The 25750-nt window shown below is 62.8% G+C and carries 27 protein-coding genes; 3 read left to right on the plus strand and 24 right to left on the minus strand.

Features of this window, described 5'->3' with window-relative positions:
- Positions 1-90: 90 nt before the first annotated feature.
- Entirely contained in the window at positions 91-1170 is a 1080-nt protein-coding gene (locus BC360_RS04765; protein WP_065794467.1) for a TraB/GumN family protein, read from the plus strand.
- 22 nt (positions 1171-1192) lie between these two features.
- Here the strand turns inward: BC360_RS04765 and BC360_RS04770 are convergent, their stop codons facing one another.
- From BC360_RS04770 to sdhC, 19 genes are all read right to left on the minus strand, one after another.
- Positions 1193-1672: a DUF2867 domain-containing protein gene (locus BC360_RS04770; protein ID WP_065780713.1), complete on the minus strand. Its 480-nt coding sequence runs from the start codon at positions 1670-1672 to the stop codon at positions 1193-1195.
- Positions 1673-1849: 177 nt separating this feature from the next.
- Positions 1850-3256: a dihydrolipoyl dehydrogenase gene (gene lpdA / locus BC360_RS04775; protein ID WP_065794468.1), complete on the minus strand. Its 1407-nt coding sequence runs from the start codon at positions 3254-3256 to the stop codon at positions 1850-1852.
- A gap of 24 nt (positions 3257-3280) precedes the next feature.
- Complete coding sequence (locus BC360_RS04780) at positions 3281-4033, minus strand: SDR family oxidoreductase (RefSeq protein ID WP_065794469.1); 753 nt, start codon at positions 4031-4033, stop codon at positions 3281-3283.
- The gene (locus BC360_RS04785; protein WP_065794470.1) at positions 4030-4533 is read right to left on the minus strand and encodes a hypothetical protein; all 504 of its coding nucleotides are present in this window, start codon (positions 4531-4533) and stop codon (positions 4030-4032) included. Before BC360_RS04785 ends, BC360_RS04780 begins: the two co-directional genes overlap by 4 nt.
- A 2-nt stretch (positions 4534-4535) precedes the next feature.
- Entirely contained in the window at positions 4536-5177 is a 642-nt protein-coding gene (locus tag BC360_RS04790; RefSeq protein ID WP_065794471.1) for a LysE family translocator, read from the minus strand.
- Positions 5174-5599 carry a VOC family protein gene (locus tag BC360_RS04795; RefSeq protein WP_065780703.1) on the minus strand — a complete coding sequence of 142 codons (426 nt, stop codon included), beginning with the start codon at positions 5597-5599 and terminating at the stop codon, positions 5174-5176. Before BC360_RS04795 ends, BC360_RS04790 begins: the two co-directional genes overlap by 4 nt.
- Positions 5600-5717: 118 nt before the next feature.
- Positions 5718-6107 (minus strand): MAPEG family protein, encoded by a 390-nt coding sequence (locus BC360_RS04800; RefSeq protein WP_065794472.1) that lies wholly within the window; start codon positions 6105-6107, stop codon positions 5718-5720.
- 81 nt (positions 6108-6188) lie between these two features.
- A complete protein-coding gene (gene odhB, locus BC360_RS04805; RefSeq protein WP_065794473.1) occupies positions 6189-7418 on the minus strand; it encodes a 2-oxoglutarate dehydrogenase complex dihydrolipoyllysine-residue succinyltransferase in 1230 nt (409 codons plus the stop codon).
- A gap of 63 nt (positions 7419-7481) precedes the next feature.
- The gene (locus BC360_RS04810; RefSeq protein ID WP_065780696.1) at positions 7482-10478 is read right to left on the minus strand and encodes a 2-oxoglutarate dehydrogenase E1 component; all 2997 of its coding nucleotides are present in this window, start codon (positions 10476-10478) and stop codon (positions 7482-7484) included.
- Between the two features lie 268 nt (positions 10479-10746).
- Positions 10747-11649 (minus strand): succinate--CoA ligase subunit alpha, encoded by a 903-nt coding sequence (gene sucD, locus BC360_RS04815; RefSeq protein ID WP_065780694.1) that lies wholly within the window; start codon positions 11647-11649, stop codon positions 10747-10749.
- A gap of 3 nt (positions 11650-11652) precedes the next feature.
- Complete coding sequence (locus BC360_RS04820) at positions 11653-12030, minus strand: hypothetical protein (RefSeq protein WP_065780692.1); 378 nt, start codon at positions 12028-12030, stop codon at positions 11653-11655.
- A gap of 4 nt (positions 12031-12034) precedes the next feature.
- Complete coding sequence (sucC, locus tag BC360_RS04825) at positions 12035-13231, minus strand: ADP-forming succinate--CoA ligase subunit beta (protein ID WP_065780690.1); 1197 nt, start codon at positions 13229-13231, stop codon at positions 12035-12037.
- A 112-nt stretch (positions 13232-13343) separates the two neighbouring features.
- The gene (gene mdh / locus BC360_RS04830) at positions 13344-14309 is read right to left on the minus strand and encodes a malate dehydrogenase (protein WP_065794474.1); all 966 of its coding nucleotides are present in this window, start codon (positions 14307-14309) and stop codon (positions 13344-13346) included.
- 183 nt (positions 14310-14492) lie between these two features.
- A complete protein-coding gene (gene zapE / locus BC360_RS04835; protein WP_065780684.1) occupies positions 14493-15647 on the minus strand; it encodes a cell division protein ZapE in 1155 nt (384 codons plus the stop codon).
- 62 nt (positions 15648-15709) lie between these two features.
- Positions 15710-16252 carry a protease inhibitor Inh/omp19 family protein gene (locus BC360_RS04840; RefSeq protein ID WP_065780682.1) on the minus strand — a complete coding sequence of 181 codons (543 nt, stop codon included), beginning with the start codon at positions 16250-16252 and terminating at the stop codon, positions 15710-15712.
- A 331-nt stretch (positions 16253-16583) separates the two neighbouring features.
- On the minus strand, positions 16584-17363 hold the full coding sequence (locus tag BC360_RS04845; RefSeq protein WP_065780680.1) for a succinate dehydrogenase iron-sulfur subunit: 780 nt from the start codon (positions 17361-17363) through the stop codon (positions 16584-16586).
- A gap of 18 nt (positions 17364-17381) precedes the next feature.
- Entirely contained in the window at positions 17382-19223 is a 1842-nt protein-coding gene (sdhA, locus tag BC360_RS04850) for a succinate dehydrogenase flavoprotein subunit (RefSeq protein ID WP_065794475.1), read from the minus strand.
- A gap of 7 nt (positions 19224-19230) precedes the next feature.
- Positions 19231-19611 carry a succinate dehydrogenase, hydrophobic membrane anchor protein gene (sdhD, locus tag BC360_RS04855; protein WP_065794476.1) on the minus strand — a complete coding sequence of 127 codons (381 nt, stop codon included), beginning with the start codon at positions 19609-19611 and terminating at the stop codon, positions 19231-19233.
- A gap of 12 nt (positions 19612-19623) precedes the next feature.
- Entirely contained in the window at positions 19624-20019 is a 396-nt protein-coding gene (gene sdhC / locus BC360_RS04860; protein ID WP_053249235.1) for a succinate dehydrogenase, cytochrome b556 subunit, read from the minus strand.
- Between the two features lie 306 nt (positions 20020-20325).
- Here sdhC and BC360_RS31310 point away from each other — a divergent pair, with 306 nt between their 5' ends.
- Positions 20326-20979, plus strand: a complete 654-nt coding sequence (locus BC360_RS31310; protein ID WP_065794477.1) for a hypothetical protein — start codon at positions 20326-20328, stop codon at positions 20977-20979.
- Positions 20980-21102: 123 nt separating this feature from the next.
- Here BC360_RS31310 and BC360_RS04870 read toward each other — a convergent pair whose 3' ends face one another.
- The 5 genes from BC360_RS04870 to tsaD all read right to left on the minus strand — a co-directional run bounded on the left by BC360_RS04870 (position 21103) and on the right by tsaD (position 24745).
- The gene (locus BC360_RS04870) at positions 21103-21774 is read right to left on the minus strand and encodes a class I SAM-dependent methyltransferase (protein WP_065794501.1); all 672 of its coding nucleotides are present in this window, start codon (positions 21772-21774) and stop codon (positions 21103-21105) included.
- 66 nt (positions 21775-21840) lie between these two features.
- Positions 21841-22272 carry an EVE domain-containing protein gene (locus BC360_RS04875; RefSeq protein WP_065794478.1) on the minus strand — a complete coding sequence of 144 codons (432 nt, stop codon included), beginning with the start codon at positions 22270-22272 and terminating at the stop codon, positions 21841-21843.
- A 6-nt stretch (positions 22273-22278) separates the two neighbouring features.
- Positions 22279-22572 (minus strand): YciI-like protein, encoded by a 294-nt coding sequence (locus tag BC360_RS04880; protein ID WP_065780666.1) that lies wholly within the window; start codon positions 22570-22572, stop codon positions 22279-22281.
- A gap of 78 nt (positions 22573-22650) precedes the next feature.
- Positions 22651-23640 carry an NAD(P)H-dependent glycerol-3-phosphate dehydrogenase gene (locus tag BC360_RS04885; RefSeq protein ID WP_065794479.1) on the minus strand — a complete coding sequence of 330 codons (990 nt, stop codon included), beginning with the start codon at positions 23638-23640 and terminating at the stop codon, positions 22651-22653.
- Positions 23641-23650: 10 nt separating this feature from the next.
- The gene (tsaD, locus tag BC360_RS04890) at positions 23651-24745 is read right to left on the minus strand and encodes a tRNA (adenosine(37)-N6)-threonylcarbamoyltransferase complex transferase subunit TsaD (protein WP_065780658.1); all 1095 of its coding nucleotides are present in this window, start codon (positions 24743-24745) and stop codon (positions 23651-23653) included.
- A 74-nt stretch (positions 24746-24819) separates the two neighbouring features.
- On the opposite strand from tsaD, the gene hemC reads away from it, so the two are divergent.
- Positions 24820-25749: a hydroxymethylbilane synthase gene (gene hemC, locus BC360_RS04895; protein WP_065794480.1), complete on the plus strand. Its 930-nt coding sequence runs from the start codon at positions 24820-24822 to the stop codon at positions 25747-25749.
- Position 25750 lies beyond the last annotated feature (1 nt).

Consider the following 25750-nt stretch of genomic DNA (forward strand, 5'->3'; position numbering starts at 1 on the left):
CGAAGGGTCGGGTTAACCATATGCATTAAGGAAGCCGTGACCGACAAAGCGTAGGGTCCGCTAAACTCGGCAGAACATTAGGAAGTGATCATGTATTCGATCGCCAAGCCCGCCCGTAACCTCGCGGCCAGGGCCGCCGATATGGCCCTGTGGCTGATCGCGCTCATCCATCTGCTGCTCGCGGCAAGCCTCATACCGGCCATCGTCTCGATCTCGCAGGCGCACGCCGCGACCGAAGCCGTCTGTGGCGGCACGAACATCATCGCCGGTCTCGAAAAAACCGACCCCGCCAAACTCGCCAGGCTGAAAGCGGAAGCCGACGCCATACCGAACGGCAAGGGCATTTTCTGGAAGATCGAGAAGGACGGCATCGCCCCCTCCTTTCTTCTCGGCACCATGCATGTCACCGACCCGCGTGTGCTCGCCATGCCGACGGGGGCGTCCGATGCCTTCGCCAAGGCATCGACTGTCATCGTCGAATCCGACGAGATCATCGACGAGAAGAAGTCGGCCGCCGCCATCCTGATGCGGCCCGACCTCACCATGTTTGCCGACAACAAGACCATCAACGATTTTCTGAGTGCCGAAGACCGCGAGCGGCTCGAGCGCGGGCTGAAGGAGCGCGGCATACCGCTGACGCTGGTCGCGAAGATGAAGCCGTGGATGATCGCAAGTTTCGTCGCGCTGCCCGCCTGCGAGATGACGCGCAAGGCCGCCGGCGCGTCCTTCCTCGACAAGAAGCTCGCCGAAGATGCCGTCAGCCAAGGCAAGACGCTGAGGGGGCTCGAGACCCTCGTTGAACAACTGTCCGCGATGGATTCGCTGCCGACGGAACTGCACCTGCGCGCCCTCATCGAGACGCTCGCCCTTGGCAAGACGATCGACGACGTGCTCGCCACCACCACCGATCTCTACCTCTCCGGCGACACCGGCATGATCATGCCGATGATGAAGGCCGTGTCCGAAGATGTGGCAAGCGAGGACGCCAGCTACGCCGACTTCGAACAGCGCATCATCATCGACCGCAACAAGACGATGGCGACCCGCGCCGGGCCGATCCTTGGCGGTGGCAACGCCTTCATGGCGGTCGGTGCCCTGCATCTTGCCGGCGACGAAGGCCTGGTCGAACTGCTCAAGCGTCAGGGGCTTTCCGTCACACCGGTCAATTGATCGGCTGGTTGCGGAGCCTCGCTCAATCGCCCGAACGGGTAGCGCCGGCCAGAAGCGTGGGCACGATGACCTTGTGAAACGGAATGACCGCCGCCAGGTAGACGCGTCCGAGCGCGTTGTGGCGTCGGACGAGCGTCGTCATGCCGATGATCTGGTTGACGGCCGACCCCGCCCTGACGTCGACAACAATGCGGAAATCGAGATGGGCGTCGTTGAAGCCGAGTACGACCTCGTCGTCACTCCGAGACAACACTGGAAACGGGCCGATCAGGCCATACTTGCCCGCTGAGGGCGCCTCGGACTTGAGGCCGACCACCGATACCAGCCGGTTTCGAAGCTGCAACAAGGTGCGAACCCAGGCGGGGGAATTTCCGAGCGAGCGCTCGGCCGCCTCGACCGCCGTCAGCCCCTTTCCGTTCAGGGCGAGTTCGAAGCGATCTGCCCAATCGGCGTCGGGCAGATGCGGGCTCGGCAGGACAACGGTGGCGGCTCTGGGTTTCATGATCCCTCGTGGCGGCAGCTAGAACAATTCCAGGAAAGGTGTGAAACGGTTTTCCGTCCGGAATTGCGCAATTGCTAGAAGCGACGGGCTCTCCGTCGCAAGCGCATGGGGTCGATGATCGCGCCGAAACCCGGCGCAAGACAGGGGGCCGCTTGTCGCAGCCCCCTGCGCAAATCGTCACATATGGATCGGCTTGAAGAAGGTCGACAGCGCCGCTTCCTTGACGGCTTCCGACATGGTCGGGTGCGCGTGGCAGGTACGGCCGAGATCTTCCGACGAGCCGCCGAATTCCATCAGAACGGCAATCTCGTGGATCATCTCACCGGCGCCGAAGCCGACGATGTGGCCGCCGAGAACGCGGTCGGTTTCCTTGTCCGCCAGGATCTTGACGAAACCATCGGTCACCAGCATCGCGCGCGCACGGCCGTTTGCCGTGAACGGGAACTTGCCGACCTTGTAGGCGACGCCCGCAGCCTTCAGCTCCTCCTCGGTCTTGCCGACGGAGGCGACTTCCGGCTGGGTGTAGACGACGCTCGGGATGACGTCGTAGTTCACGTGACCGGCCTGGCCCGCGAGGATTTCCGCAACCGCAACGCCTTCGTCTTCGGCCTTGTGCGCCAGCATCGGGCCGCGCACGACATCGCCGATGGCGTAGACGCCGACAACGCTCGTCTGGAAGTGATTGTCGATCTCGACGCGGCCCTGCTGGTCCATGACGACGCCGGCTTCGGCAAGGCCAAGGTCGTCCGTGTAGGGCTTGCGGCCGGTAGCGATCAGAACGACATCGGTATCGAGCGTGACGGCATCACCGCCCTTGACCGGTTCGAACGTCACCTTGGCGCCCTTGCCGTCCTTGACGACGCCGGTCACCTTGGCGCCGAGCTTGAACTCGATGCCCTGCTTGGCCAGCATGCGTTGGAACTGCTTGGAGACTTCGCCGTCCATGCCGCCGAGGATCGAATCCAAGTATTCGACCACGGTCACCTTGGCGCCGAGACGAGCCCAGACCGAGCCGAGCTCGAGGCCGATGACGCCGCCGCCGACAACGATCATGTTCGCCGGCACCTTTTCGAGCGCGATGCCGCCGGTCGAGGAGATGATCACCTTCTCGTCGATCTCGACCGACACGCCGGGAATGCCGGCAACGTCGGAGCCGGTGGCGATGACGATGTTCTTCGCCTCCAGAACCTGCTCTTCGCCCTTGTCGTTGGTGACGGAAACCTTGCCTTGGCCGAGCACCTTGCCGGTGCCCTGGATGCCGTCGATCTTGTTCTTCTTGAACAGGAAGGAAACACCCTCGACGTTGGACTTAACGGTCGCATCCTTGTGCGCCATCATCTTTTCGAGGTTGAGCTTCGGCGCGCCGACTTCGACGCCGAGCGCGTCCAGGCCGTGGCCGGCCTGGTGGAACATTTCCGAAGCATGCAGCAATGCCTTCGACGGAATGCAGCCGATGTTGAGGCAGGTGCCGCCATAGGTGGCGCGCTTTTCAACGACGCCAACCTTCAGGCCGAGCTGTGCCGCCTTGATAGCGCAGACATAGCCGCCGGGGCCGCTGCCGATAACGATGAGATCATAAGCCATTGGATTATCCTTCCTTCAGGACGGTTACCGTCCGCCGCTGACATTGAGAATGGCTCCCGTCACGTAAGTCGCCTTATCGGACAGGAGATAAAGAACCGCATCCGCCACTTCCTCGGCCGTGCCGGGTCGCTGGACGGGGATGGTTGACGCGAGGTCGCGTGCCCGGTCCGGCAGGCCGCCGGACGCGTGGATTTCGGTGTCGATGATGCCGGGGCGAACCGCGTTGACACGCACGCCCTCGGTCGCGACTTCCCGCGCAAGACCGATGGTGAACGTGTCGATCGCGCCCTTCGAGGCGGCATAGTCGACATATTGCGCCGGCGAGCCGAGTTCGGCCGCAACCGAAGAAATATTGACGATGACGCCGCCCCTGCCGCCATGGCGCGTCGACATGCGGCGAACCGCTTCGCCGGCGCACAGGATCGAACCCGTGACGTTGATGCGGAACATGCGCTCGAGCCGCTCGACCGACATTTCGTCGACGCGTTGGGTCGGGCCGACGATACCGGCATTGTTGACCAGCCCGTCGAGCCGGCCGAAGGCCTTGTCGACTGCCGCAAAGATCGCCTTGATATCCGCATCGGACCCGACGTCGCCCTTGACCGCGATCGCCGAACCGCCGCCTTGCCGGATCGCGGCAACGACGGCATCGGCCGCCTCGGCGTTCGATGCGTAGTTCACGACGACGGACCAGCCAGCCCTGGCGGCGCCAAGGCAGACGGCTGCCCCGATGCCACGGCTGCCGCCGGTGACAAGAACAACAGGCGCTTCGCTCATGCGCCGCACCCCTTCAGGGTGAAGGCGTCCCAGCTGTCCGTTTCGGCCTTGCCCTTGCCCCAGGCGCTCGAAGCGCGAAGGGCGGGCCCGAAGTCGGGCAGCAGGATCTGGTGCGCGGCCGGCGCCGTTTCTTCAGGGATCTCGGCGATCGCGCCCGCCTTGTCGACCGAATAGACGGGGCCCTGCCAGACGGTGCAGGCGCGAAGCTCTTCGCCGGTCACGTCGCCGGTGGGGCAATTGTGCATGACGATGCCGGTCGCGCGTTCCGGCTCGCCCGAGGGCATGACGACGCCGTCGAGCAGCAGGCCCGGCTTCAAAACCGCGATCTTGAAATGATTGCTCGTCACCGCGCTTTCCGATCCCACCGGCTCGAAGCGCAGCTCGTACCCCCCATCACGGTCGCCGTAGATGGCGCGGGCCTGGCTGCACTCCTGGCCAAACGCCGGCGTGGCAGCCACGGCACCGATTGCAGCAACAAGCAAGGAGCGGGCAAACACCATGATCAGGCGGCCTTCTCGGTCGCAAGCTTCAGTCCGAGCGCGATGAACACCAGGCCGCTGGCGCGGTCGATCCACTTGCTGGCACGGGTGAAGGCGGCGCGCATGCGCGGCGTGGTCATGAACAAGCTGACGCCGACGAACCACAGGATGAGGCAGGTCGCCATCACGACCCCATAGCCGAACTTGATCATGATCGGCGTATGGGCGCCGACGACCGTCGAGAAGATCGACAGGAAGAAGAACACCGGCTTCGGATTGAGCGCATTGGCCGCAAAGCCAAGGCCGAATGCCTTGACCGCGGACTGGCTTTTTGTCGGCTCGCCGGAAGGTGCCGCGTCGACCGAAATCTCCGTCTGGCCCGCCCGCAGCGCCTTGATCCCGATGTAGATCAGGTAAGCCACACCGCACCATTTGACGATGTTGAACAGATAGATCGACTGCGAAATGATCAGGCCGAGGCCAAGGATCGTATAGGTGACGTGGAACATCAGCGAGGTGCCGATGCCGAAGGACGTGATGATCGCCGGACGGCGGCCATGGACGATCGATTGGCGCATCACCATCGCCAGATCGGCGCCGGGCGAAACGATGGCGAAGGCGAAGATCGCCATCAGTGATGCGAGTTCGAGAAGATATTGACTCATGATTGTGCGACCGGTGCGTTGAAGGCCCAGACGTGGCCGAAGGGATCCTTGATGCGCGCATAACGCGCCTGCCAGAACGTATCCTGCGGCTCCAGCACTGTCGATGCCCCGGCCGCCATGGCCCTTGCATAGGCCGCATCGACATCGGCCGCCGCTGGCAGATTTATGTTGATCGCTACGCCGGTGCCGCCGACAGTCAGCGGCGACAGCACGCTGCCGCCAAACTCGGGAAACTCGTCATGCATCATGATCTCGCCGCCGAAGAGCGCGAGGTTGGCGTGCATCACGCGTTTGCCGTCTTCCGCCATCTGGTGGAACGTGTTCACCGCACCGAATGCCTTCTCGTAGAAGGCGATTGCCGCCAACCCGTCGCTGACGCAGATGTGTGCCTGGATAGGTGGTACGTCGGACCCGAATGCCATGTCGTGCGCCTCCGTCTAGAGCATTTCCAGGAAAAGTGCGAAGCGGTTTTCCGTCAGGAAATGCGTAAAAACAAATAGATAGAGCGCTTCCAAGACTCCGTGTAAAAACGGAAACGCTCTAGACGAGAATACCTGCCAGCATCAGTATGAGCCCGGCGGCGGAAACCGTCCACACAGCCGAGCGGACCAGCCCCAGACCGCCGATATAGATCGGCAGATAGGCCGCCCTTGCCCAGAACCAGATCATCGCGCCCCATTGGGTGAGCGCGTCGCTCCGGCCCGAAAACTCGATCACAATGGCGAGCGCAATGAAGACCGGATAGGTCTCATGGAAATTGCGCAAGGCCCGGGTGGCCCGGCCTGTGAAAATGTTCGGCTCGGGCGCGACATCGCGGTTGGTGTCGGCTTCGATGATCCCGTTCTGCAGCCGATAGGTCCCCGCCTGCGCCATCACATAGACGAAGGCGAGAATGGCGCTCCAGAGCAGGTAGGTCAGTTCCAGCGACATCGTACGATCCGGAATGAACGGGCCGGAGAAGGAAACGGGGGCTGCGATCGCGCCCCCGCCATTGCCTTGGAGATCGAACCCCTAGAGATCGAGAACCAGACGCTCCGGATCCTCGAGGCTGTCCTTGACGCGCACGAGGAAGGTAACCGCTTCCTTGCCGTCGACCATGCGGTGGTCATAGGACAACGCCAGGTACATCATCGGACGGATGACGATCTGACCGCCGACCACGACCGGACGGTCCTGGATCTTGTGCATGCCGAGGATGCCCGACTGCGGTGCGTTCAGGATCGGCGAGGACATCAGCGAACCGTAGACGCCGCCGTTGGAGATGGTGAAGGTACCGCCCTGCATGTCGGCCATGGAGAGCTGACCGTCACGGGCAAGCTTGCCCAGGCGGCCGATATCCTTCTCGATCTCGGCGATCGACATCTGGTCGGCATCGCGAACGACCGGCACGACAAGACCCTTGTCGGTGCCGACGGCGACGCCGATGTGGCAGAAGTTCTTGTAGATGACGTCGGTGCCGTCGATCTCGGCGTTGACAGCAGGGATTTCCTTCAGCGCGTGGGTAACGGCCTTGGTGAAGAAGCCCATGAAGCCGAGCTTCACGCCATGCTTCTTCTCGAAGATGTCCTTGTACTTGTTGCGCAGGCTCATGACCGCGCTCATGTCCACCTCGTTGTAGGTGGTGAGCATGGCCGCAGTGTTCTGCGCGTCCTTGAGGCGACGGGCGATCGTCTGGCGCAGGCGGGTCATCTTGACGCGCTCTTCGCGAACGACGTCCTCGGCCGTCGACGGCGCGCGGGCCTGGACCTTGACCGGCTCGGAAGCGGCCGGTGCCGAAACGCCCTTGGCGACAGCGGCAAGCACGTCGCCCTTCAAGACCTGGCCACGCTTGCCCGACCCATCGACCTGATCGGCCGAGAGGTTGCTTTCGGCAAGCAGTTTGCCGGCGGACGGAGCCGGTGGCATCGACGAGGCAGCCTGCGGCGCTGTAGCAACGGCCGGAGCGGCGGCAACCGGCTCTGCCTTCTTCTCGGCAGCAGCGGCGGGAGCCGCAGCAGCACCCGAACCGGCAGCAATCTGGCCGAGCAGGGCGCCGAGGCCAACGGTTTCGCCGGCCTGGACGACGATTTCGGAGAGAACGCCGGCCGAGGGAGCCGGAACTTCGATCGTCACCTTGTCGGTTTCGAGTTCGAGCAGCGGTTCGTCTGCCTTGATGGCATCGCCGACCTTCTTGAACCAGGTGCCGACGGTCGCTTCACTGACGGACTCGCCAAGGGTGGGAACGCGGATTTCTGTTGCCATGATTTTTGTTCCGTTGATCAGATATCTGTTTCTATCGATTGGCTCGGCGCCAAGGGGGCAGGATCAGCCCCCCAGCGCGTCCTCGAGGAAGGCGGCCAGCTGCGCCATGTGCTTCGACATCAGGCCCGTTGCCGGCGAAGCGGCAGCCGGACGGCCGGTGTAGCGCACGCGCTGATACTTTGCGTCGATATGGGCGAGCACCCATTCCAGGTACGGGTCGATGAACGACCAGGCGCCCATGTTCTTCGGCTCTTCCTGGCACCAGACCATCTCCGCGTTGCGGAAGCGGCTGAGTTCGTTGATCAGCGCCTTCGCCGGGAACGGATAGAGCTGTTCGACGCGCAGCAGATAGACGTCGTCGATGCCACGCTTTTCGCGCTCTTCGAGCAGATCGTAGTAGACCTTGCCCGAGCACAGTACGACGCGACGGATCTTCGAATCCTTCTGCAGCTTGATCGGGCCATCCTTGATGACCTCGGCGTCATCCCACAGCAGCCGGTGGAACGAGCTTTCGCCGGCCATCTCCGACAGGCTCGAAACCGCACGCTTGTGACGCAGCAGCGACTTCGGCGTCATCAGGATCAGCGGCTTGCGGAAGTCGCGCTTCACCTGGCGGCGCAGGATATGGAAATAGTTCGCCGGCGTCGTGACGTTGGCGACCTGCATGTTGTCTTCCGCGCAGAGCTGCAGGAAGCGTTCGAGGCGGGCAGACGAGTGCTCCGGACCCTGACCTTCGTAACCGTGCGGCAGCAGGCAGACGAGGCCCGACATGCGCAGCCACTTGCGTTCACCCGACGAGACGAACTGGTCGAAGACGACCTGCGCGCCGTTGGCGAAGTCGCCGAACTGGGCTTCCCAGAGCGTCAGCGCGTTCGGGCGGGCCAGCGAGTAGCCGTATTCGAAGCCGAGCACCGCTTCTTCCGAAAGCATCGAGTTGATGACTTCGTAGCGCGCCTGGGTCGGAGCGAGGTTGGCAAGCGGGATGTAACGGTCTTCGGTCTGCTGATCGTAGAGAACCGAGTGACGCTGCGAGAACGTGCCGCGTTCGCAGTCCTGGCCGGACAGGCGGATCTTCGTGCCTTCCGTGACGAGCGTGCCGAACGCGAGCGCTTCGGCCATCGCCCAGTCGATGCCCTCGCCGGTCGAAACCATGTTGGCGCGGTTTTCCATGAAGCGCTGGATCGTGCGGTGGGCGTTGAAGCCGGCCGGGATCTCGGCGATCTTGCGGCCGATTTCCTTGAGCTGCTTCATCGGCACGGAGGTCTTGCCGCGACGCTGTTCGTCCTGGTTGTCGGCCGAGCGCAGGCCCGACCAGACACCATCCAGCCAGTCGGCCTTGTTGGGCTTGTAGGACTGGCCAGCCTCGAACTCCTGCTCGAGATGGGCGCGCCAATCGGCCTTCATCTTCTCGACTTCGCCTTCGGTGATCAGGCCTTCGGCGATCAGGCGGTCCGAGTAGAGCTGGACGACGGTCTTGTGGGCGCGGATGACCTTGTACATCTTCGGCTGCGTGAACGCAGGCTCATCGCCTTCGTTGTGGCCGAAGCGGCGGTAGCAGAACATGTCGACCACAACAGGCTTGTGGAACTTCATCCGGAACTCGGTGGCGATCTTGGCGCCGTAGACGACCGCTTCCGGATCGTCGCCGTTCACGTGGAAGATCGGCGCCTCGATCATCTTGGCCACATCCGACGGATAGGGCGACGAGCGCGAGAAGGCCGGGTTCGTGGTGAAGCCGATCTGGTTGTTGATGATGAAGTGGACCGTGCCGGCAACGCGGTGACCGCGCAGACCGGAAAGGCCGAGGATTTCGGCAATGACGCCCTGACCGGCAAAGGCTGCGTCGCCATGCAGCAGCAGCGGCATGACCTTGGAGCGTTCGCGCAACGGAATGATGTCGCCTTCGAACACGGTCGCCATCTGGTCCTGCTTGGCCCGGGCCTTGCCCATGACCACAGGGTTGACGATTTCCAGGTGCGACGGGTTTGCCGTCAGCGACAGGTGAACCTTGTTGCCGTCGAATTCGCGGTCGGAGGAAGCGCCGAGGTGGTACTTCACGTCGCCCGAACCTTCGACGTCGTCAGGGGCGTAGGAACCGCCCTTGAATTCGTGGAAGATGGCGCGGTGCGGCTTGGCCATGACCTGCGAGAGCACGTTCAGGCGGCCGCGGTGAGCCATGCCGAGAACGATTTCCTTGAGGCCTTCCTGGCCGCCGCGCTTGATGATCTGCTCGAGCGCCGGGATCAACGATTCGCCGCCGTCGAGACCGAAGCGCTTGGTGCCCTTGTACTTGACGTCGATGAACTGTTCGAAGCCTTCCGACTCGATCAGCTTCTGCAGGATCGCCTTCTTGCCCTCGGGCGTGAACTCGACACCCTTGTCCGGACCTTCGATGCGTTCCTGAATCCAGGCCTTCTCTTCCGGGTTGGACATGTGCATGAATTCGACGCCGATCGTCGAGCAGTAGGTCCGCTCGAGGATTTCGACCATTTCGCGAATGCTCGCGTATTCGAGGCCGAGCACGTTGTCGATGAAGATCTTGCGGTCAAGATCCTTCTCCTCAAACCCGTAGTTCGAGGGCGAAAGCTCGTTGTAGTCATCGACCGGGGCAGCAAGGCCGAGCGGATCGAGCTTGGCATGCAGGTGGCCACGAGCACGATAGGCGCGAATCATCATGATGGCGCGAACGGAATCGCGCGTCGCCTGAAGGATATCTGCGGCGCTCACGGCGGTGCCGGTGACGGCAGCGGCTTCTTCCGCCTTCGCCTTGACCTTCTTTTCGATGACCTTTTCGACCGTGCCCCAGTCGCCATCGAGCGCAGAGACGAGTTCGCCATTGGCGACGATCGGCCAGTTGGGCTTCTTCCAGGAGGCGCCCTTGGCAGCCTTCACCACATCTTCCGGCTTGTCGGCGAGCGCCTTGAAGAAGGCCTGCCATTCAGCCGAGACGGACGACGGATCCGTTTCGTAGCGTGCATAGAGCTGCTCGATATAGGCGGCGTTCGCGCCGTCCAGAAACGATGTGAGCTGGAATTGCTCGTTGGCCTCTTGCCTTGCCATGGGTTCTCGCGGACGTTTTGGTCCGCCTCCTGACTTAAGTTGGGATGCCGGGTTTTCCCGGTCGTTCATCATTACCGGGCACATCCTGTGCGCCCTGCTTGCGTCTTTACGGCGGCACGCATCGAACATGACGCGCAAGGGCCACCGTAACACCTTCTACTTGCTGCATAATTTTGTCCTTAAATCGATGCCGACCGAAGGAATCATGCGAGCAGTGCGTTCGTCGGGAGCGGCCCGGACGGCCGGCCCCGACGACGCGAACGTGAGGTCAGCCCTTGAGGACTTCGACCAGCGTCTTGCCGAGGCGTGCCGGCGACGGCGAGACGCGGATGCCGGCCGATTCCATGGCGGCGATCTTGTCTTCCGCGCCACCCTTGCCGCCGGAAATGACAGCGCCGGCATGGCCCATGGTGCGGCCGGGAGGAGCCGTGCGGCCGGCGATGAAGCCGACCATCGGCTTCTTGCGGCCACGCTTGGCTTCGTCTTTCAGGAACTGAGCCGCTTCTTCTTCGGCCGAGCCGCCGATTTCACCGATCATGATGATCGACTTCGTCTCGTCGTCGGCGAGGAACATTTCCAGCATGTCGATGAACTCGGTGCCCTTGACCGGGTCGCCGCCGATGCCGACAGCCGTGGTCTGGCCGAGGCCTTCGTTGGAGGTCTGGAACACCGCTTCATAGGTGAGCGTGCCGGAGCGCGAGAGAACGCCGACCGAACCCTTGCGGAAGATGTTGCCCGGCATGATGCCGATCTTGCACTCGTTCGGGGTGAGCACGCCCGGGCAGTTCGGGCCGATCAGGCGCGACGACGACTTGTCGAGGCGAGCCTTGACCTTGACCATGTCGGCAACCGGGATGCCTTCGGTGATGCAGACGATCAACGGGATCTCGGCGTCGATGGCTTCGATGATCGCAGCCGCGGCACCGGCCGGCGGAACATAGATTACCGAGGCATTGGCGCCGGTGACGTCACGGCCTTCGGCAACCGAAGCGAAGATCGGCAGGCTTTCGCCCTTGGAGCCGGTCCAGGTCTCGCCGCCCTTCTTCGGGTGGATACCGCCGACCATCTGGGTGCCGTGATAGGCAAGCGCCTGCTCGGTGTGGAAGGTGCCGGTCTTGCCGGTCAGGCCCTGTACGAGAACCTTTGTGTCTTTGTTGATCAGAATGGACATGGATCAGCTTTCCTCTTCCTCGATATCGAGGGAATCGAATTCCTCAAAAGCATCGCGCGACCAGCGGTAGCCTTTGCCAGACGTTTCCGGCTCAACGAGATGGCTTCGTAGATTTTTGGACCAGTTCGTATGGAACCAGTCGAACTGGCTATCCACCTTGGAGATCCCGAGTTCGCCCTTCCAGACAAACAAGGTTTCGTCTTTCGACTTTTCCTTGAAGTAGGCCACGGCGTCTTCGTTGTCGGTGAAGTGCGCCCAACGCTCGGCAACCCCGTCTTCAGGTTCAGGAGACCTGTCCCAGCAAACGAAATAGCACAGATCGAGGTCGGTCTGGCTCGGGCCAAACGGTTGACGCGCGATAGGTTTGCCCTGATCGGTCACGATGTCAGGCTCCCTTAACCGCTGCGACGATCTTCTGGGCGGCGTCGTCCAGATCATCGGCCGAAACCGTGTTCAGGCCGCTTTCATTGATGATCTTCTTGCCGAGCTCGGCGTTGGTGCCCTCGAGGCGAACGACGAGCGGAACCTTGAGGCCCACTTCCTTGACGGCGGCGATCACGCCTTCGGCAATGACGTCGCACTTCATGATGCCGCCGAAGATGTTGACCAGGATGCCTTCGACAGCCGGATCGGCGGTGATGATCTTGAAGGCCGCGGTGACCTTTTCCTTGGAGGCGCCGCCACCGACGTCGAGGAAGTTCGCCGGCTCAGCACCGTAGAGCTTGATGATGTCCATGGTCGCCATGGCAAGGCCGGCGCCGTTGACCATGCAGCCGATGTTGCCTTCGAGCGCGACATAGGCGAGGTCGTACTTCGACGCTTCGATTTCCTTCTCGTCTTCCTCGGTCGTGTCGCGGAGCGCAACGACGTCGTCGTGGCGGAACAGCGCATTGCCGTCGAACGAGACCTTGGCGTCGAGAACGCGCAGGCGGCCGTTGGTCATGACGATCAGCGGGTTCACTTCCAGAAGGCTCATGTCCTTCTCGACGAAGGCCTTGTAGAGGATCGGGAACAGCGTCTCGGAATCGGCGCGGGCTTCGCCTTCGAGCTTCAGCGCGTCGGCGAGCGTCTTCAGGTTGGCGGCGGTCACACCCGTCTCCGGGTCGATCGCGACGGTGACGATCTTTTCAGGCGTGTGTTCGGCAACGGCTTCGATGTCCATGCCGCCTTCGGTCGAAACGACGAAAGCGACCTGGCCGACGGCGCGGTCGACGAGGATCGAGAGGTAAAGCTCGCGATCGATGTCGGCGCCATCTTCGATGTACAGGCGGTTGACCTGCTTGCCGGCCGGGCCGGTCTGCTTGGTCACCAGCGTGTTGCCGAGCATTTCCTTGACGTTGGCGACGACGTCTTCGACCGACTTCGCCAGGCGCACGCCGCCCTTGGCGTCGGCGTTGAGCTCCTTGAACTTGCCCTTGCCGCGGCCACCGGCATGGATCTGGCTCTTGACGACATAGAGCGGGCCCGGGAGCTTCTTTGCAGCAGCTTCGGCTTCGGCGGCGGAGAAGATCGCGACACCTTCCGCGACCGGCGCGCCGTAGCTCTTCAACAGAGCCTTGGCCTGATATTCATGAATGTTCATGGTGTTTTTCCTGTCTGGAGCATTTTGCAGACAGGTGGGACACCTGTCGTCGCACAAATGCGGCAAAAACAAAGAGGTAGAGCGGATGTAAGCGTCCGCTCCACCGGCGCGATTACTGCTTCAGGCTCGGCGCAATGCCGATGCAGGCTTCGCAAAGGCCGGCGACCGAAGCGACCGACTTGTCGAAAGCTTCCTTCTCGGTCTTGTTGAGGTCGATCTCGATGATGCGCTCGACGCCGCCGGCGCCGATAACCGTGGGAACGCCGACATACATGTCCTTGACGCCGTACTGGCCGGTCAGGTGCGCGGCGCAGGGCAGAACGCGCTTCTTGTCCTTGAGGTAGGCTTCGGCCATCTCGATGGCGGAAGCGGCCGGCGCGTAGTAGGCAGAGCCGGTCTTGAGCAGGCCGACGATTTCGGCGCCGCCGTCACGGGTGCGCTGGATGATTTCTTCGAGGCGCTCCTTGGTGACCCAGCCCATCTGGATGAGGTCGGTCAGCGGAATGCCGGCAACGGTCGAGTAGCGGGCGAGCGGCACCATGGTATCGCCATGACCGCCGAGAACGAAGGCGGTGACGTCTTGGACCGAAACGTTGAATTCCTGGCTGAGGAACAGGCGGAAGCGTGCGCTGTCGAGAACGCCGGCCATGCCGACGACCTTGTTCTTCGGCAGGCCGGAGAACTTCTGCAGCGCCCAGACCATGGCGTCGAGCGGGTTGGTGATGCAGATCACGAAGGCGTTCGGGGCATACTTCTTGATGCCCGCGCCAACCTGCTCCATGACCTTGAGGTTGATGCCGAGAAGGTCGTCGCGGCTCATGCCCGGCTTGCGGGCAACACCGGCGGTGACGATGCATACGTCAGCGCCTTCGATGGCGGAATAGTCGCTGGCACCCGTCAGGTTCGCGTCGAAGCCTTCGACCGGGGAGGACTGGCCGATGTCGAGGCCTTTACCCTGGGGGATGCCGTCGGCGATGTCGAAGAGGACGATGTCGCCCAGTTCCTTCAGGCCGGCGAGATGCGCCAGCGTGCCACCAATCATCCCTGAACCGATAAGTGCGATCTTGTTGCGAGCCATGAAAGTGCTTCCTTTGTGATCCCAATATGATCGAGGCCTGAAACGCGGCAAACGCCAAACCTTCGCCGAAAGCCATTAAACGGCAAAAGGTAAAATATCAAACGATACTTTTTGATGAAGCAATTTCAATCGGTTAGATCATAAAATTCTTACGTAAACGTAAGAATTTCCGTCATGCCTGCGTCACGAAACAGCACTGTTGGCGGGGTGCGCGGCGGCGTATTCTTCACTCTGCATCTCGATCAGCCGCGAAACCGTGCGGTCGAATTCGAAGCCTTCGGTACCCTTCTTCTGGGTCAAGAGATCCTGCGGCGCCGAGGCCGCCGAGGCGAAGAGACGGGCGCCGTTGTCGTAAAGCGTGTCGACCAGAAGAATGAAGCGTTTGGTCTCGTTGCGCATGTGGGGCCCCAGATGCGGCACGTGATCGACGAAGATCGTCGTGTAGCGCGCGAGGATCGCCAGATAGTCGGCGGCCCCCAGCGGCTGCTGGCAGAGGTCGGCGAAGGTGAAGCGGGCGCTCTTGCCGGCAGCGACCGGCACAGGGATCTTGCGGCCCTTGCGCGCCACCTCCGCAGCAGCGACCGGTGCGCCGGCCGTCACGCAGTACCAGGCGCGATCCATGGCGGCTTCTGCTTCCGCTCCGAGCGGCGACAGCCAGACCGGGCTGCCGTCCGTCTTGGTCAGGCGATAGTCGGTATCCGTATCCAGCGAGATGATCTCGGCATTGGCCTTCAGGAGATCGATGAAGGGCAGGAAGAGGCCGCGGTTCAGCCCGTCGCGATAGAGATTGTCAGGCGCCACGTTTGACGTCGCCACCAGCACGCAGCCCTTGGCGAACAGCTCGCCAAAAAGGCGGCCAAGGATCATCGCATCGGCGATATCGGTGACCGTAAACTCATCGAAGCAGAGAAGCCGCGCCTCGCCGAAAAGCTCGGAGGCGACCGGCGGAATCGGATCGGCCTGCTTCGTCTCGCCGTTCTTCAGCTTCTGGCGATGTTTGTAGATCCGCTCGTGCACATCGGCCATGAACTCGTGAAAATGCGCCCGGCGCTTGCGCTGGATCGGCACGGCCTCGAAGAACATGTCCATCAGCATGGTCTTGCCGCGGCCGACGCCGCCGTGGATGTAGAGCCCCTTGACCGGCGGATGATCCTTCTTGCGCGAGGCAAAAAGCCAACCGAGCGCATTGGTCTTGCGCGACGGTCTGCTCGCGAGCAACTCGGCTGAAAGGTGATCGAATCGCCGGGCGATCGCGAACTGGGCGGGATCGCGTTTGCGCTCGCCGCTCTGAACGAGCGTTTCGAGCTTGCGGTAGATGCTGTCGTCAGGATTGAGCACGTCTCACCCGAGGTGGACCGGAAAACAAGAAGCCCGGCGGTAAGCCGGGCTGGACCATGCCATTAGCGGCTGAGGCTGACGGGCTGGCCACCGTTGGTCGAGCCGTCGAAGCGCGCATCGGCCGTCTTGTAGAGGCGGGCGATGGCGTTGCCGGTACGGTCCTTCAGGACAACCTGCTTGCCGGCCACTTCCCAGGAGCCCATCGCCGTCAGCTCGCCGGCGCAGCCACGTGTGCCGCCGCGCGAACCGCTGCCGAGGTTGGTAAGCGTCAGGAACATGTCGCAGGAGCTGCCGGCGCTGGAAACGCGCCAGTTGCCGACCATCGATTCCTTGGTCACATCGAGTGCGTTGGTGGCTGCGGCAACCTGCGTGCCGGCTTGCTGCGCGCCACCCGCTACCGCCGTTCCAGCCGTCGGTGCAGCCGGGAATTGCGACGTGTTGCCAGTGGGATCGGGGAGCTGGTTCGACGAGACCGACGGCACGGGCTGAGCCTGGAGGGGAGCAGGTGAAGAATCCTGGGAGCTGAAGCCACCCATCGATGTCCGCTGGCATCCGGTCAGCGCAAGCACAACCGCCAGCCCCGCCGCCGCATGAATAACCCGCATATCTTTACTCCCGATGTGTTCCGCGAACCATGATGCAACGCGATAATATAGGCCGAAATACAGCAAATCCACCTGTCAAATCAAGGGACGACGATTCATGGAGACCTGTTGCAGGATTGAAACGTCCGCGCGAACGGGACAATCGCGAATTCTTGCCCGGCCGCGTGTTGCTTCGGGTGACCGAAATGACCGTCTTGCGCCGGCACAATCAACGATTGTCGGATGGGCCGACTGGGCCGTTTGAGGACGCTTCCTCGCTCCAGCGAGAGGAAACGCAAGCGGCGGGCACAGGGCCCGCCGCGATATGCGATAACTCTTAAAGAGCCTCGGATCAGACCCGACGCTCGACCAGCATCTTCTTGATCTCGCCAATCGCCTTGGCCGGGTTGAGGCCCTTCGGACAGGCCTGGGCGCAATTCATGATCGTGTGGCAGCGATAGAGGCGGAACGGATCCTCGAGATTGTCGAGACGTTCACCCGTCGCCTCGTCGCGGCTGTCGATCAGCCAGCGATAGGCCTGCAGCAGAACCGCCGGACCGAGGTAACGGTCGCCGTTCCACCAATAGCTCGGACAGGAGGTCGAGCAGCAGGCGCAGAGAATGCATTCGTAGAGGCCGTCGAGCTTGAGGCGGTCCTCGTGGCTCTGCTTCCATTCCTTGGCCGGCGTCGGCGTCACCGTCTTCAGCCACGGCTCGATCGAGCGGTGCTGGGCATAGAAGTGGGTGAGGTCCGGCACCAGGTCCTTGACGACGGGCATGTGCGGCAGCGGATAGACCTTTACCGCACCCTTCACCTCGTCCATGCCCTTGGTGCAGGCCAGCGTGTTGGTACCGTCGATGTTCATCGCGCAGGAGCCGCAGATGCCTTCGCGGCAGGAGCGGCGCAGCGTCAGCGTCGGGTCGATCTTGTTCTTGATGTAGAGCAGACCGTCGAGCACCATCGGGCCACAATCGTCGATATCGATATAGAAGGTATCGATGCGCGGATTGTTGCCGTCATCAGGGTTCCAGCGGTAGATGCGGTATTCGCGAACATTGGTCGCGCCTTCCGGCTTCGGCCAGACCTTGCCTTCGGTCATCTGCGAGTTCTTGGGGAGAGCGAGTTCAACCATGTGCCTTATTCCTCAAGATCAGTAGACGCGGGCCTTGGGCTCGATCTTTTTCGGATCGATGCCTTCGGCGATCAGGTCGGTGTGAACCGGGCGATAGTCGAGCTTGACGTCGCCAGCCTCGTTGACCCAGGCGAGCGTGTGCTTGCGCCAGTTGACGTCGTCGCGGCCGCCAAGCGCCCCGCCGGTGTAGTCTTCGCGGGCGTGCGAGCCACGGCTCTCCTTGCGCGCTTCGGCGCCGTAGATCGTGGTGATGGCGTTGGCCATCAGGTTCTGCAGCTCCAGCGTCTCGACGAGGTCGGAGTTCCAGATCATCGAGCGGTCGGTGACCTTGACGTCGGGCAGTTCCTGCCAGATCGCCGAGATACGCTTGCAGCCCGATTCCAGCGACTCCTGCGTGCGGAACACGGCGGCGTCTTCCTGCATGGCGCGCTGCATCTTTTCGCGCAGCACCGCCGTCGGTGTGCCGCCATTGGCATGACGCTGGGCGTCGAAGCGGGCCATGATCTTGTCGCAGGCGGCAACGTTGAGCGCCGGCACCGCCTCGTTGCGGTCGATGACCTGGCCGGCGCGGATGGCAGCGGCGCGGCCGAAGACCACCAGGTCGATCAGCGAGTTGGAGCCGAGACGGTTGGCACCGTGCACCGAAGCGCAGCCGGCTTCACCCACGGCCATCAGGCCGGGCGCGATGCGCTCGGGGTTCTGGCTGTCGGCGTTGAGCACTTCGCCCCAGTAGTTGGTCGGCACGCCGCCCATGTTGTAGTGCACGGTCGGCAGGACCGGGATCGGCTCGCGGGTCACGTCGACGCCGGCAAAGATCTTCGCCGATTCCGAGATGCCGGGCAGGCGCTCGTGCAGCACGGCCGGATCGAGATGGTCGAGATGCAGGAAGATGTGGTCCTTGTTCTTGCCGACGCCGCGGCCTTCGCGGATTTCCATCGTCATGCAGCGCGAAACGACGTCGCGCGACGCAAGGTCCTTGGCCGACGGCGCATAGCGCTCCATGAAACGCTCGCCTTCGGAATTGACGAGATAACCGCCTTCGCCGCGCGCACCTTCGGTGATCAGGCAGCCTGCGCCATAGATGCCGGTCGGGTGGAACTGGACGAATTCCATGTCCTGCAGCGGCAGGCCGGCGCGGGCGATCATGCCGCCGCCGTCGCCGGTGCAGGTGTGCGCCGAGGTTGCCGAGAAATAGGAGCGGCCGTAACCACCGGTCGCAAGCACCACCATCTTGGCGGAGAAGCGATGGATGGTGCCGTCGTCGAGGTTCCAGGCGACGACGCCGGTGCAGCGGCCATCATCCGACATGATCAGGTCGAGCGCGAAATACTCGATGAAGAACTCGGCGTTGTTGCGGAGCGCCTGGCCGTAAAGCGTGTGCAGGATGGCGTGACCGGTGCGGTCGGCCGCAGCACAGGTGCGCTGCACCGGCGGGCCTTCGCCATAGTTCTGCATGTGGCCGCCGAACGGCCGCTGGTAGATCTTGCCTTCCTCGTTGCGCGAGAACGGCACGCCGTAATGCTCGAGCTCATAGACCGCCTTCGGCGCTTCCATGGCGAGATACTGCATGGCGTCGACGTCGCCGAGCCAGTCGGAGCCCTTGACTGTGTCGTAGAGGTGCCACTGCCAGCTGTCCGGCGTCATGTTCTGCAGCGAGGCGGCGATGCCGCCCTGGGCCGCGACGGTGTGCGAACGGGTCGGGAAGACCTTGGTGATGCAGGCCGTCTTCAGGCCCTGCTCCGCCATGCCGAGCGTGGCGCGCAGACCGGCACCGCCGGCGCCGACGACGACGACGTCGAAGGCGTGATCGACATACTGATAGGCCTTGCCGTTTGCAGCGGGTGAACTGATCGATGCCATGACGAAATTACCCTGCAAAAGCGATCTTCAGGATGGCGAAAAGACAGAGTCCGCCAACCGCGATCGCGAAAAATGTGTTGAGCATGAGAAGGGCGATCTTCGCGCCCTCGCCGTGCACGTAGTCCTCGATGATCACCTGCATGCCGAGCTTCATGTGGATCAGGCCCGAAAGCAGGACCAGTCCCATGACGACGGCGACGAAGGGGTTCGAAAGCGCTGCGACGACGTCCGCGTAGGGAGCGCCGGCATAACGACCGAGGAAGATGACGAAGAAGATCAGCAGCGGCACGTTGGCGACCGCCGTGACGCGCTGGCGCCAGAAGTGATCGGTGCCTTCCTTGGCGGAGCCGTAGCCGCGGACCTTGCTGAGAGGTGTGCGCATGTTCATGGTCTTGTCCCCTCAGTACCGCACGAGATAGCCGACCACCCAGATCAGCACGGTGAGCGCCACCGACCCGACGATCGTCGCCTTGGCCACCTTCGTGGCAAAATGCTTCTCGTAGCCATAGCCGAGGTCCCACATGAAGTGGCGCAGGCCGCCGAGCATATGATGCACCAGGGCCCAGGTGTAGCCGAAGAGCACCAGCTTGCCGAGGAGCGTGCCGAACAGCCAGCTGACCCAGTCATAATATGCTTCGCCGGACGCGGCGGCGATCAACCACCAGGCCACGAGGATGGTGCCGAAATAGAGCGCGCCGCCGGTAATGCGGTGCACAATGGACATCACCATTGTCGGGATTGGTTTATAGATTTGAAGATGCGGCGACAGCGGCCGGCTTCTTGTGACATCCGTCATCGGAACCTCACGGAAATGCCCGGATTTACGCCCAAAAAGTGGACGATTTTAGTCCGGTATCGCACCTGATTGTGCGCAATTCAGTCCTTCGGACCTTTAATCACCATATTGCTTAACGACAAGTGTGTTTGCAGTGCAAAATCAATTTAATCGATTAGACGAAAAGCGGCATTTTCAGGTCCGACCGAGACACCGCGCCCGATTAACGATACGCACGAAAAACACAACCAAATCCGTGACTTTCCGGCGAAATTGCCCCAGAGTGGACTTAACGATTTGTTAAGCGTTTTGCGGAGGGCGGACAGAATGACTCTGTTGCGAGCAATCCATGCGACCAAAGTTTTAGCACTTGCCGGCCTCCTTGTCGCCACTGCCTGCCTGCCGGTCAGGGCAGGAGACTGGGGCGGGCCGCCGGAAGTGCAGACGCGCAGCCGGCATATCCGGCTGCATTCGCATCGCTCCTTTACCCGCCACCAGTTCGAGCGCATGGGTTATCGCACAACGTACGGCCGCAATCAGGTACCGCGCAACGATTGGACTGCCCAGAATGGACCGCCGGAAGTCGAGACCCGCGGCCGTCATATCCGCCTTCCCCGATACCGCCCATATGATAGGCACTATACCGAGCGGCGGCACTACCGCGACGGCTGGGGGCGTGACCAGGCAATGCGCAACATCTGGACATCAGGCGACCGCTACGATTATCGCCCGGATATCTACGGCGGCTATGGCTTGCCCGACACGATCGGCAGCATCGGCACCTATGTCGGCGGCATTTCAGCCTATAGGGATCCGGGCAACGGCATCTATTTCAGCCAGGAAGGCAACTACCGCTACTATGACGACGGTCAGTTTGCGCCGCCGCAGCCGGTGAAGCGCGCAAAGATCATCGTCGTGTCGCCGAAAACGTTCAACCGCTCCTGCGCCTGGGAACATGGCGTCTGCGTGATCCGGCGGTAGCTTTGTGACAAGCTGAGCGAAGGCCTTGAACGCCACTCATCGATGACAGCCGGGCGGAATCGCGTTCAACGCCCAACAACCGGTGCACGCCTTCGATCGAAGGCCGATCGCAAGAACCACCCGTCAATCCTGAACCACCGCAGGCGCGGGCGCGCCGAACCGCCAGACCGTCGTGCGCTTGACCTCGCTGTCTTCAAGCGCCCTTGTGACCGGCACCTCGTAGGTCGCCAGCGCGGTCATCCTGTCGCGCGGACAATAGGCGCGACCGGGATCGCCGACGATAACCGTCGCACCGCCGGAAACGAGCGCCGTGAACCACGGCAGCAGGCGCTCGGCAAAGGACTTGTCGTAGAAGACGTCGCCGGCAAGGTAGATGTCGGCGGCCAGGTCGCGGCCGGTGATATCCTCCGCAGTATAGGCAATCTCGACGCCGTTGAGGTCGGCATTGAGCCGCACCGCCGTCTCGGCCCAGGGATCGATATCGGCGGCAAGCACCGAAGCCGCACCGGCCTTCATCGCGGCGATGGCGACCAGCCCGGAACCCGAGGCGAAGTCGACGACACGCCGGCCGCGCACCACCTCCGGATGATCGATGATATAACGCGCCAGCCCCTGGCCGCCGGCCCAGGCAAAGGCCCAGAACGGCGGCGGCAGACCGATTTCCTCCAGTTCCTCCTCCGTTTTCAGCCAGAGCTCGTGCGCTTCCGTCGCCAGATGCAGCCGGATTTCCGGCACATGCGGCGGCGACAGAACGCCGGTATTGGCGCGGATGAAGCTTTCGGGATCGGTCTTCAAGAAACGCTCCAAGCGTGATCCGAAAAGTGGGAACCGATTTTCGGATAAATCACGCGGAAAACAAAGCTACCGTGGCGGATTGTCGAACCCGGCCATGCGGCAGACCTCGATCCACTCGTCTTCGGTGACCGGCTGGACAGACAGGCGCATGCTGGTGACCAGGGCCATGTTGGCGAGCTTCGGGTTATCCTTGATCTCCTTCAGCGTCACCGGCCGCGGCACGTCGCAAACGGCGCGAATATCAACGCAGTCCCAGCGGGCATCACCCTCGGCGGTCGAATCCGGATGCGACAGCGCGCACACTTCGGTGATGCCGACGATTTCGAGCCCTTCGTTCGAGTGGTAGAAGAAGCCCTTGTCGCCGATCTGCATCGCCCGCATGTTGTTGCGTGCGAGGTAGTTGCGAACGCCGGTCCATTCGGCGCCCTTCGCGCCAACGTCCTTCTGCATCTGCCAGGACCACTTGAAGGGTTCGGATTTGTAAAGCCAGAACGCCATCGCGCTTCAAGCCTCCGGGTTGTTGAAGACCCAGTTGAAGGCCTTGATTTCGACGTTGGAGAACAGGCCAGCCTTGGCATAGGGATCGGCTTCGGCGATGGCGCGCGCATCGTCGATCGTCTCCGCCTTGACGATGACCAGGCTGCCGGTCGGCTTGCCGTCGTCGCCGAGGAAGGGGCCGGCCATTTTCAGAATGCCCTTGGCATTGAGGTCGTTGAGATAGGCGACATGATCCGGGCGCGTGTCGAGCCGAAGTTGCAGCGCGCCTGTTTTGTCGGTGCATTGAAGTGCGAAGAGCATGCTTCCTCCTGAGTTTTCGTTTGGCGCGGGATGCGGGCGGAAAACCGCTTAGCACTTTTCCTCATCCCGCCGACCAGTTCATTCCTGGGTGATCGGACGGGACATCAATTGTTCAAGGGCCGTGCGCACATCGAGCCTGCCGTCGATGATGGCGGCAACCGCTTCCGTGATCGGCATCTCGACGCCGAGATCGCACGCGACGCGGGCGGCGACCGAGGCGGCAAAAGCACCCTCGACAAGTTCGCCCTGGCGTCCGCTGGCGCGGCCATCCTTGCCGAGCGCAATGCCGAAGCGGAGGTTGCGCGACTGATGGCTTGTCGCCGTCAGCACGAGATCGCCGAGCCCCGAGAGGCCGCGAACGGTATCGGCATCGCCGCCTTCGGCGACGACAAAACGAGACATTTCCGCAAGACCACGCGAGATCAGCGCCGCCCGGGCGCTGTCGCCCAGACCCGCGCCCTCGACAATGCCGCAGGCAATGGCGAGCACGTTCTTCAACGCGCCGCCAAGCTGCACGCCGATGCGATCTTCTGAAGGATAGAGACGGAAGGTCGGACCGGACAGCGCCTCGGCGAGCAGCGTCGCCGTGTCATTGTCGCCAGCAGCGACCACCATCGCCGTCGGCAGCCCTTTGGCGATGTCGGCCGCGAAGCCGGGGCCGGAGAGCACGCCGATGCCGTGGCCCGGCAGTTCTTCCGCCAGCACATCGGTCAGCAGACGGCCCGTCGCCTGCTCCATGCCCTTGGCGCAGGTAACGATCGTGGCCGCGGCATTGATCGACGGGCCATATTGCCGCGCGGCCTCCCTGTGGGCCTGTGAGGGCATCACGAACAGCACGATCTCGGCATCGCCGAGCACCGCGGCATCCGCGCTGTGCTTGAGCCCCGCCGGCAGGTCGATGCCCGGAAGCGCCCGCTCGTTGCGACCGGTTCGCCGACATTCATCCGCAATCTCCTCGCGCCGGGCGAGAAGGGTCACATCGCTGCCGTTGGCCGATGCGGCGACGGCGGCAAGTGCCGTGCCGAAGGCACCCGCACCGACCACCACGATCTTCGGGTTGGCGTTCATATCCTGTCCATCATGCCTTGGCGCCACGCTTGCCCGAACCGAGCAAGGTTTGCGCCTGTTGGTCGAGCGGCCAGCGCGACCGCGGCGCGACATCGAGACCGTCTGCCGGCAAACCGGCGGCAAAACGCTCGGCACCCGCCCAGGCGATCATTGCGGCATTGTCGGTACACAGTTGCAATGGCGGTGCGATGAAATCGAAGCCGTTCTTGTCGCAGAGTTCCTGGAGCGTCGCGCGCAGCACCTGATTGGCGGCAACCCCGCCGGCAACGACCAACGCCGGCTTTTCGACCGACGCGTGATCCGCCTTGAACCGCTTCAATCCGCGCCCGATCCGATCCTTCAGCGTGCGCGAGATCGCACGCTGGAAGGAGGCGCAGATGTCGGCGATGTCCTGCTCCGTCACCGGCTCCAGCGATTGCGCCGCCTGGCGGACCGCGGTCTTCAGCCCCGAGAACGAGAAATCGAGCCTGGCGTCGCCGACCAGCGGGCGGGGAAAATCGAAACGCCCGGGATTACCGCTCACCGCCGCCCGCTCGACCGCCGGCCCGCCCGGATAGGGAAGGCCGAGCAACTTCGCCGTCTTGTCGAAGGCCTCGCCGAGCGCGTCGTCGATCGTCGTGCCCCAGCGCTCGTAGTCGCCGACGCCCTTGACCAGGATCAGCTGCGTGTGGCCGCCGGAAACGAGCAGCATCAGATAGGGAAAGGAAAGGCCGTCGGTCAGCCGCGCGGTCAGCGCATGGCCTTCGAGATGGTTGACGGCGTAGAGCGGCTTGCCGGTCGCCCGGGCGATCGCCTTGCCGGTCATCAGCCCGACGATCAGGCCGCCGATCAGACCGGGACCACTTGTCGCAGCAATCGCGTCGATGTCCTGGAGCGTCACGCCGGCGCGCAGCAGCGCCTCCTCGATCAGGGCATCGAGCGCCTCAACATGGGCGCGCGCGGCAATTTCTGGAACGACGCCGCCATAGGCGCTATGCTCTTCCAGCTGGCTGAGAACGACATCGCCGAGGATGCTTCCTCTGCCGTTTTCGTCGCGCAGCACGACGGAAGCGGCGGTTTCATCGCAGCTTGTTTCTATGCCGAGGATGCGCAAGGGCGGGGACATCAGGAACTACTCAAAGATTGCGGTGGCACCGAAAGGTGGGTACACGGAACTCCGGTAACAATGGATAGCCTTTGATGCAAACAAAACCTTTCCGGATCGGCACGCGCGGCAGCCCGCTGGCGCTCGCCCAAGCCCATGAAACGCGTGATCGCCTCGCGGCAGTGCATGGTCTGTCGCTGGAAATGTTCGAGATCGTCATCCTTTCCACCAAGGGCGATCGCATCACCGATCGGTCGCTCGCCGAGATCGGCGGCAAGGGCCTGTTCACCGAGGAAATCGAACAGCAGTTGCTGTCAGGCGAACTCGATTTCGCCGTGCATTCGTCGAAAGACATGCCGACCAGACTTCCCGACGGCCTGTTTCTTTCGGCCTTCCTGCCGCGTGAAGACATCCGTGACGCCTTCGTCGGCCGCACCGCACCGAGGCTGATGGAATTGCCGCAAGGCGCGACCGTCGGCTCGTCGTCGTTGCGCCGCCAGGCGCTGATCCGCCGGCTGCGGCCAGACATCAACGTCATCACCTATCGCGGCCAGGTCGAGACGCGGCTGCGCAAGCTCGCCGAGGGCCAGGTCGATGCGACGCTGCTTGCCTATGCCGGCCTGAAGCGGCTCGGCATGACCGACGTGCCGACCGAGCTGCTTGATCCGGAAGAGTTTCCGCCGGCACCGGCCCAGGGCGCGATCTGTATCGAGAGCAGGATGGCCGACAAACGCGTCAACGACCTGCTCGCCGCGATCGACGATGCACGAACCCATGAGGCGGTCGCCTGCGAACGTGGCTTCCTCGCGACGCTCGACGGCTCCTGTCGCACTCCGATCGCCGGTCTGGCGATCTCCGACGGCACCCATCTGCGTTTCTCCGGCATGATCCTGACGCCTGATGGTCGCACCCATCACCGCATCGCTGTCGAAGGCAAGGCTGCCGATGCCGAAGCCCTTGGGCAAAAGGCCGGCGAAGACATCCGCGCGCAGGCGGGACCCGGCTTCTTCGCGAGCTGGACCTGAA

The sequence above is a fragment of the Ensifer sp. LC163 genome (assembly GCF_001695855.1).
Lineage (GTDB): Bacteria > Pseudomonadota > Alphaproteobacteria > Rhizobiales > Rhizobiaceae > Ensifer.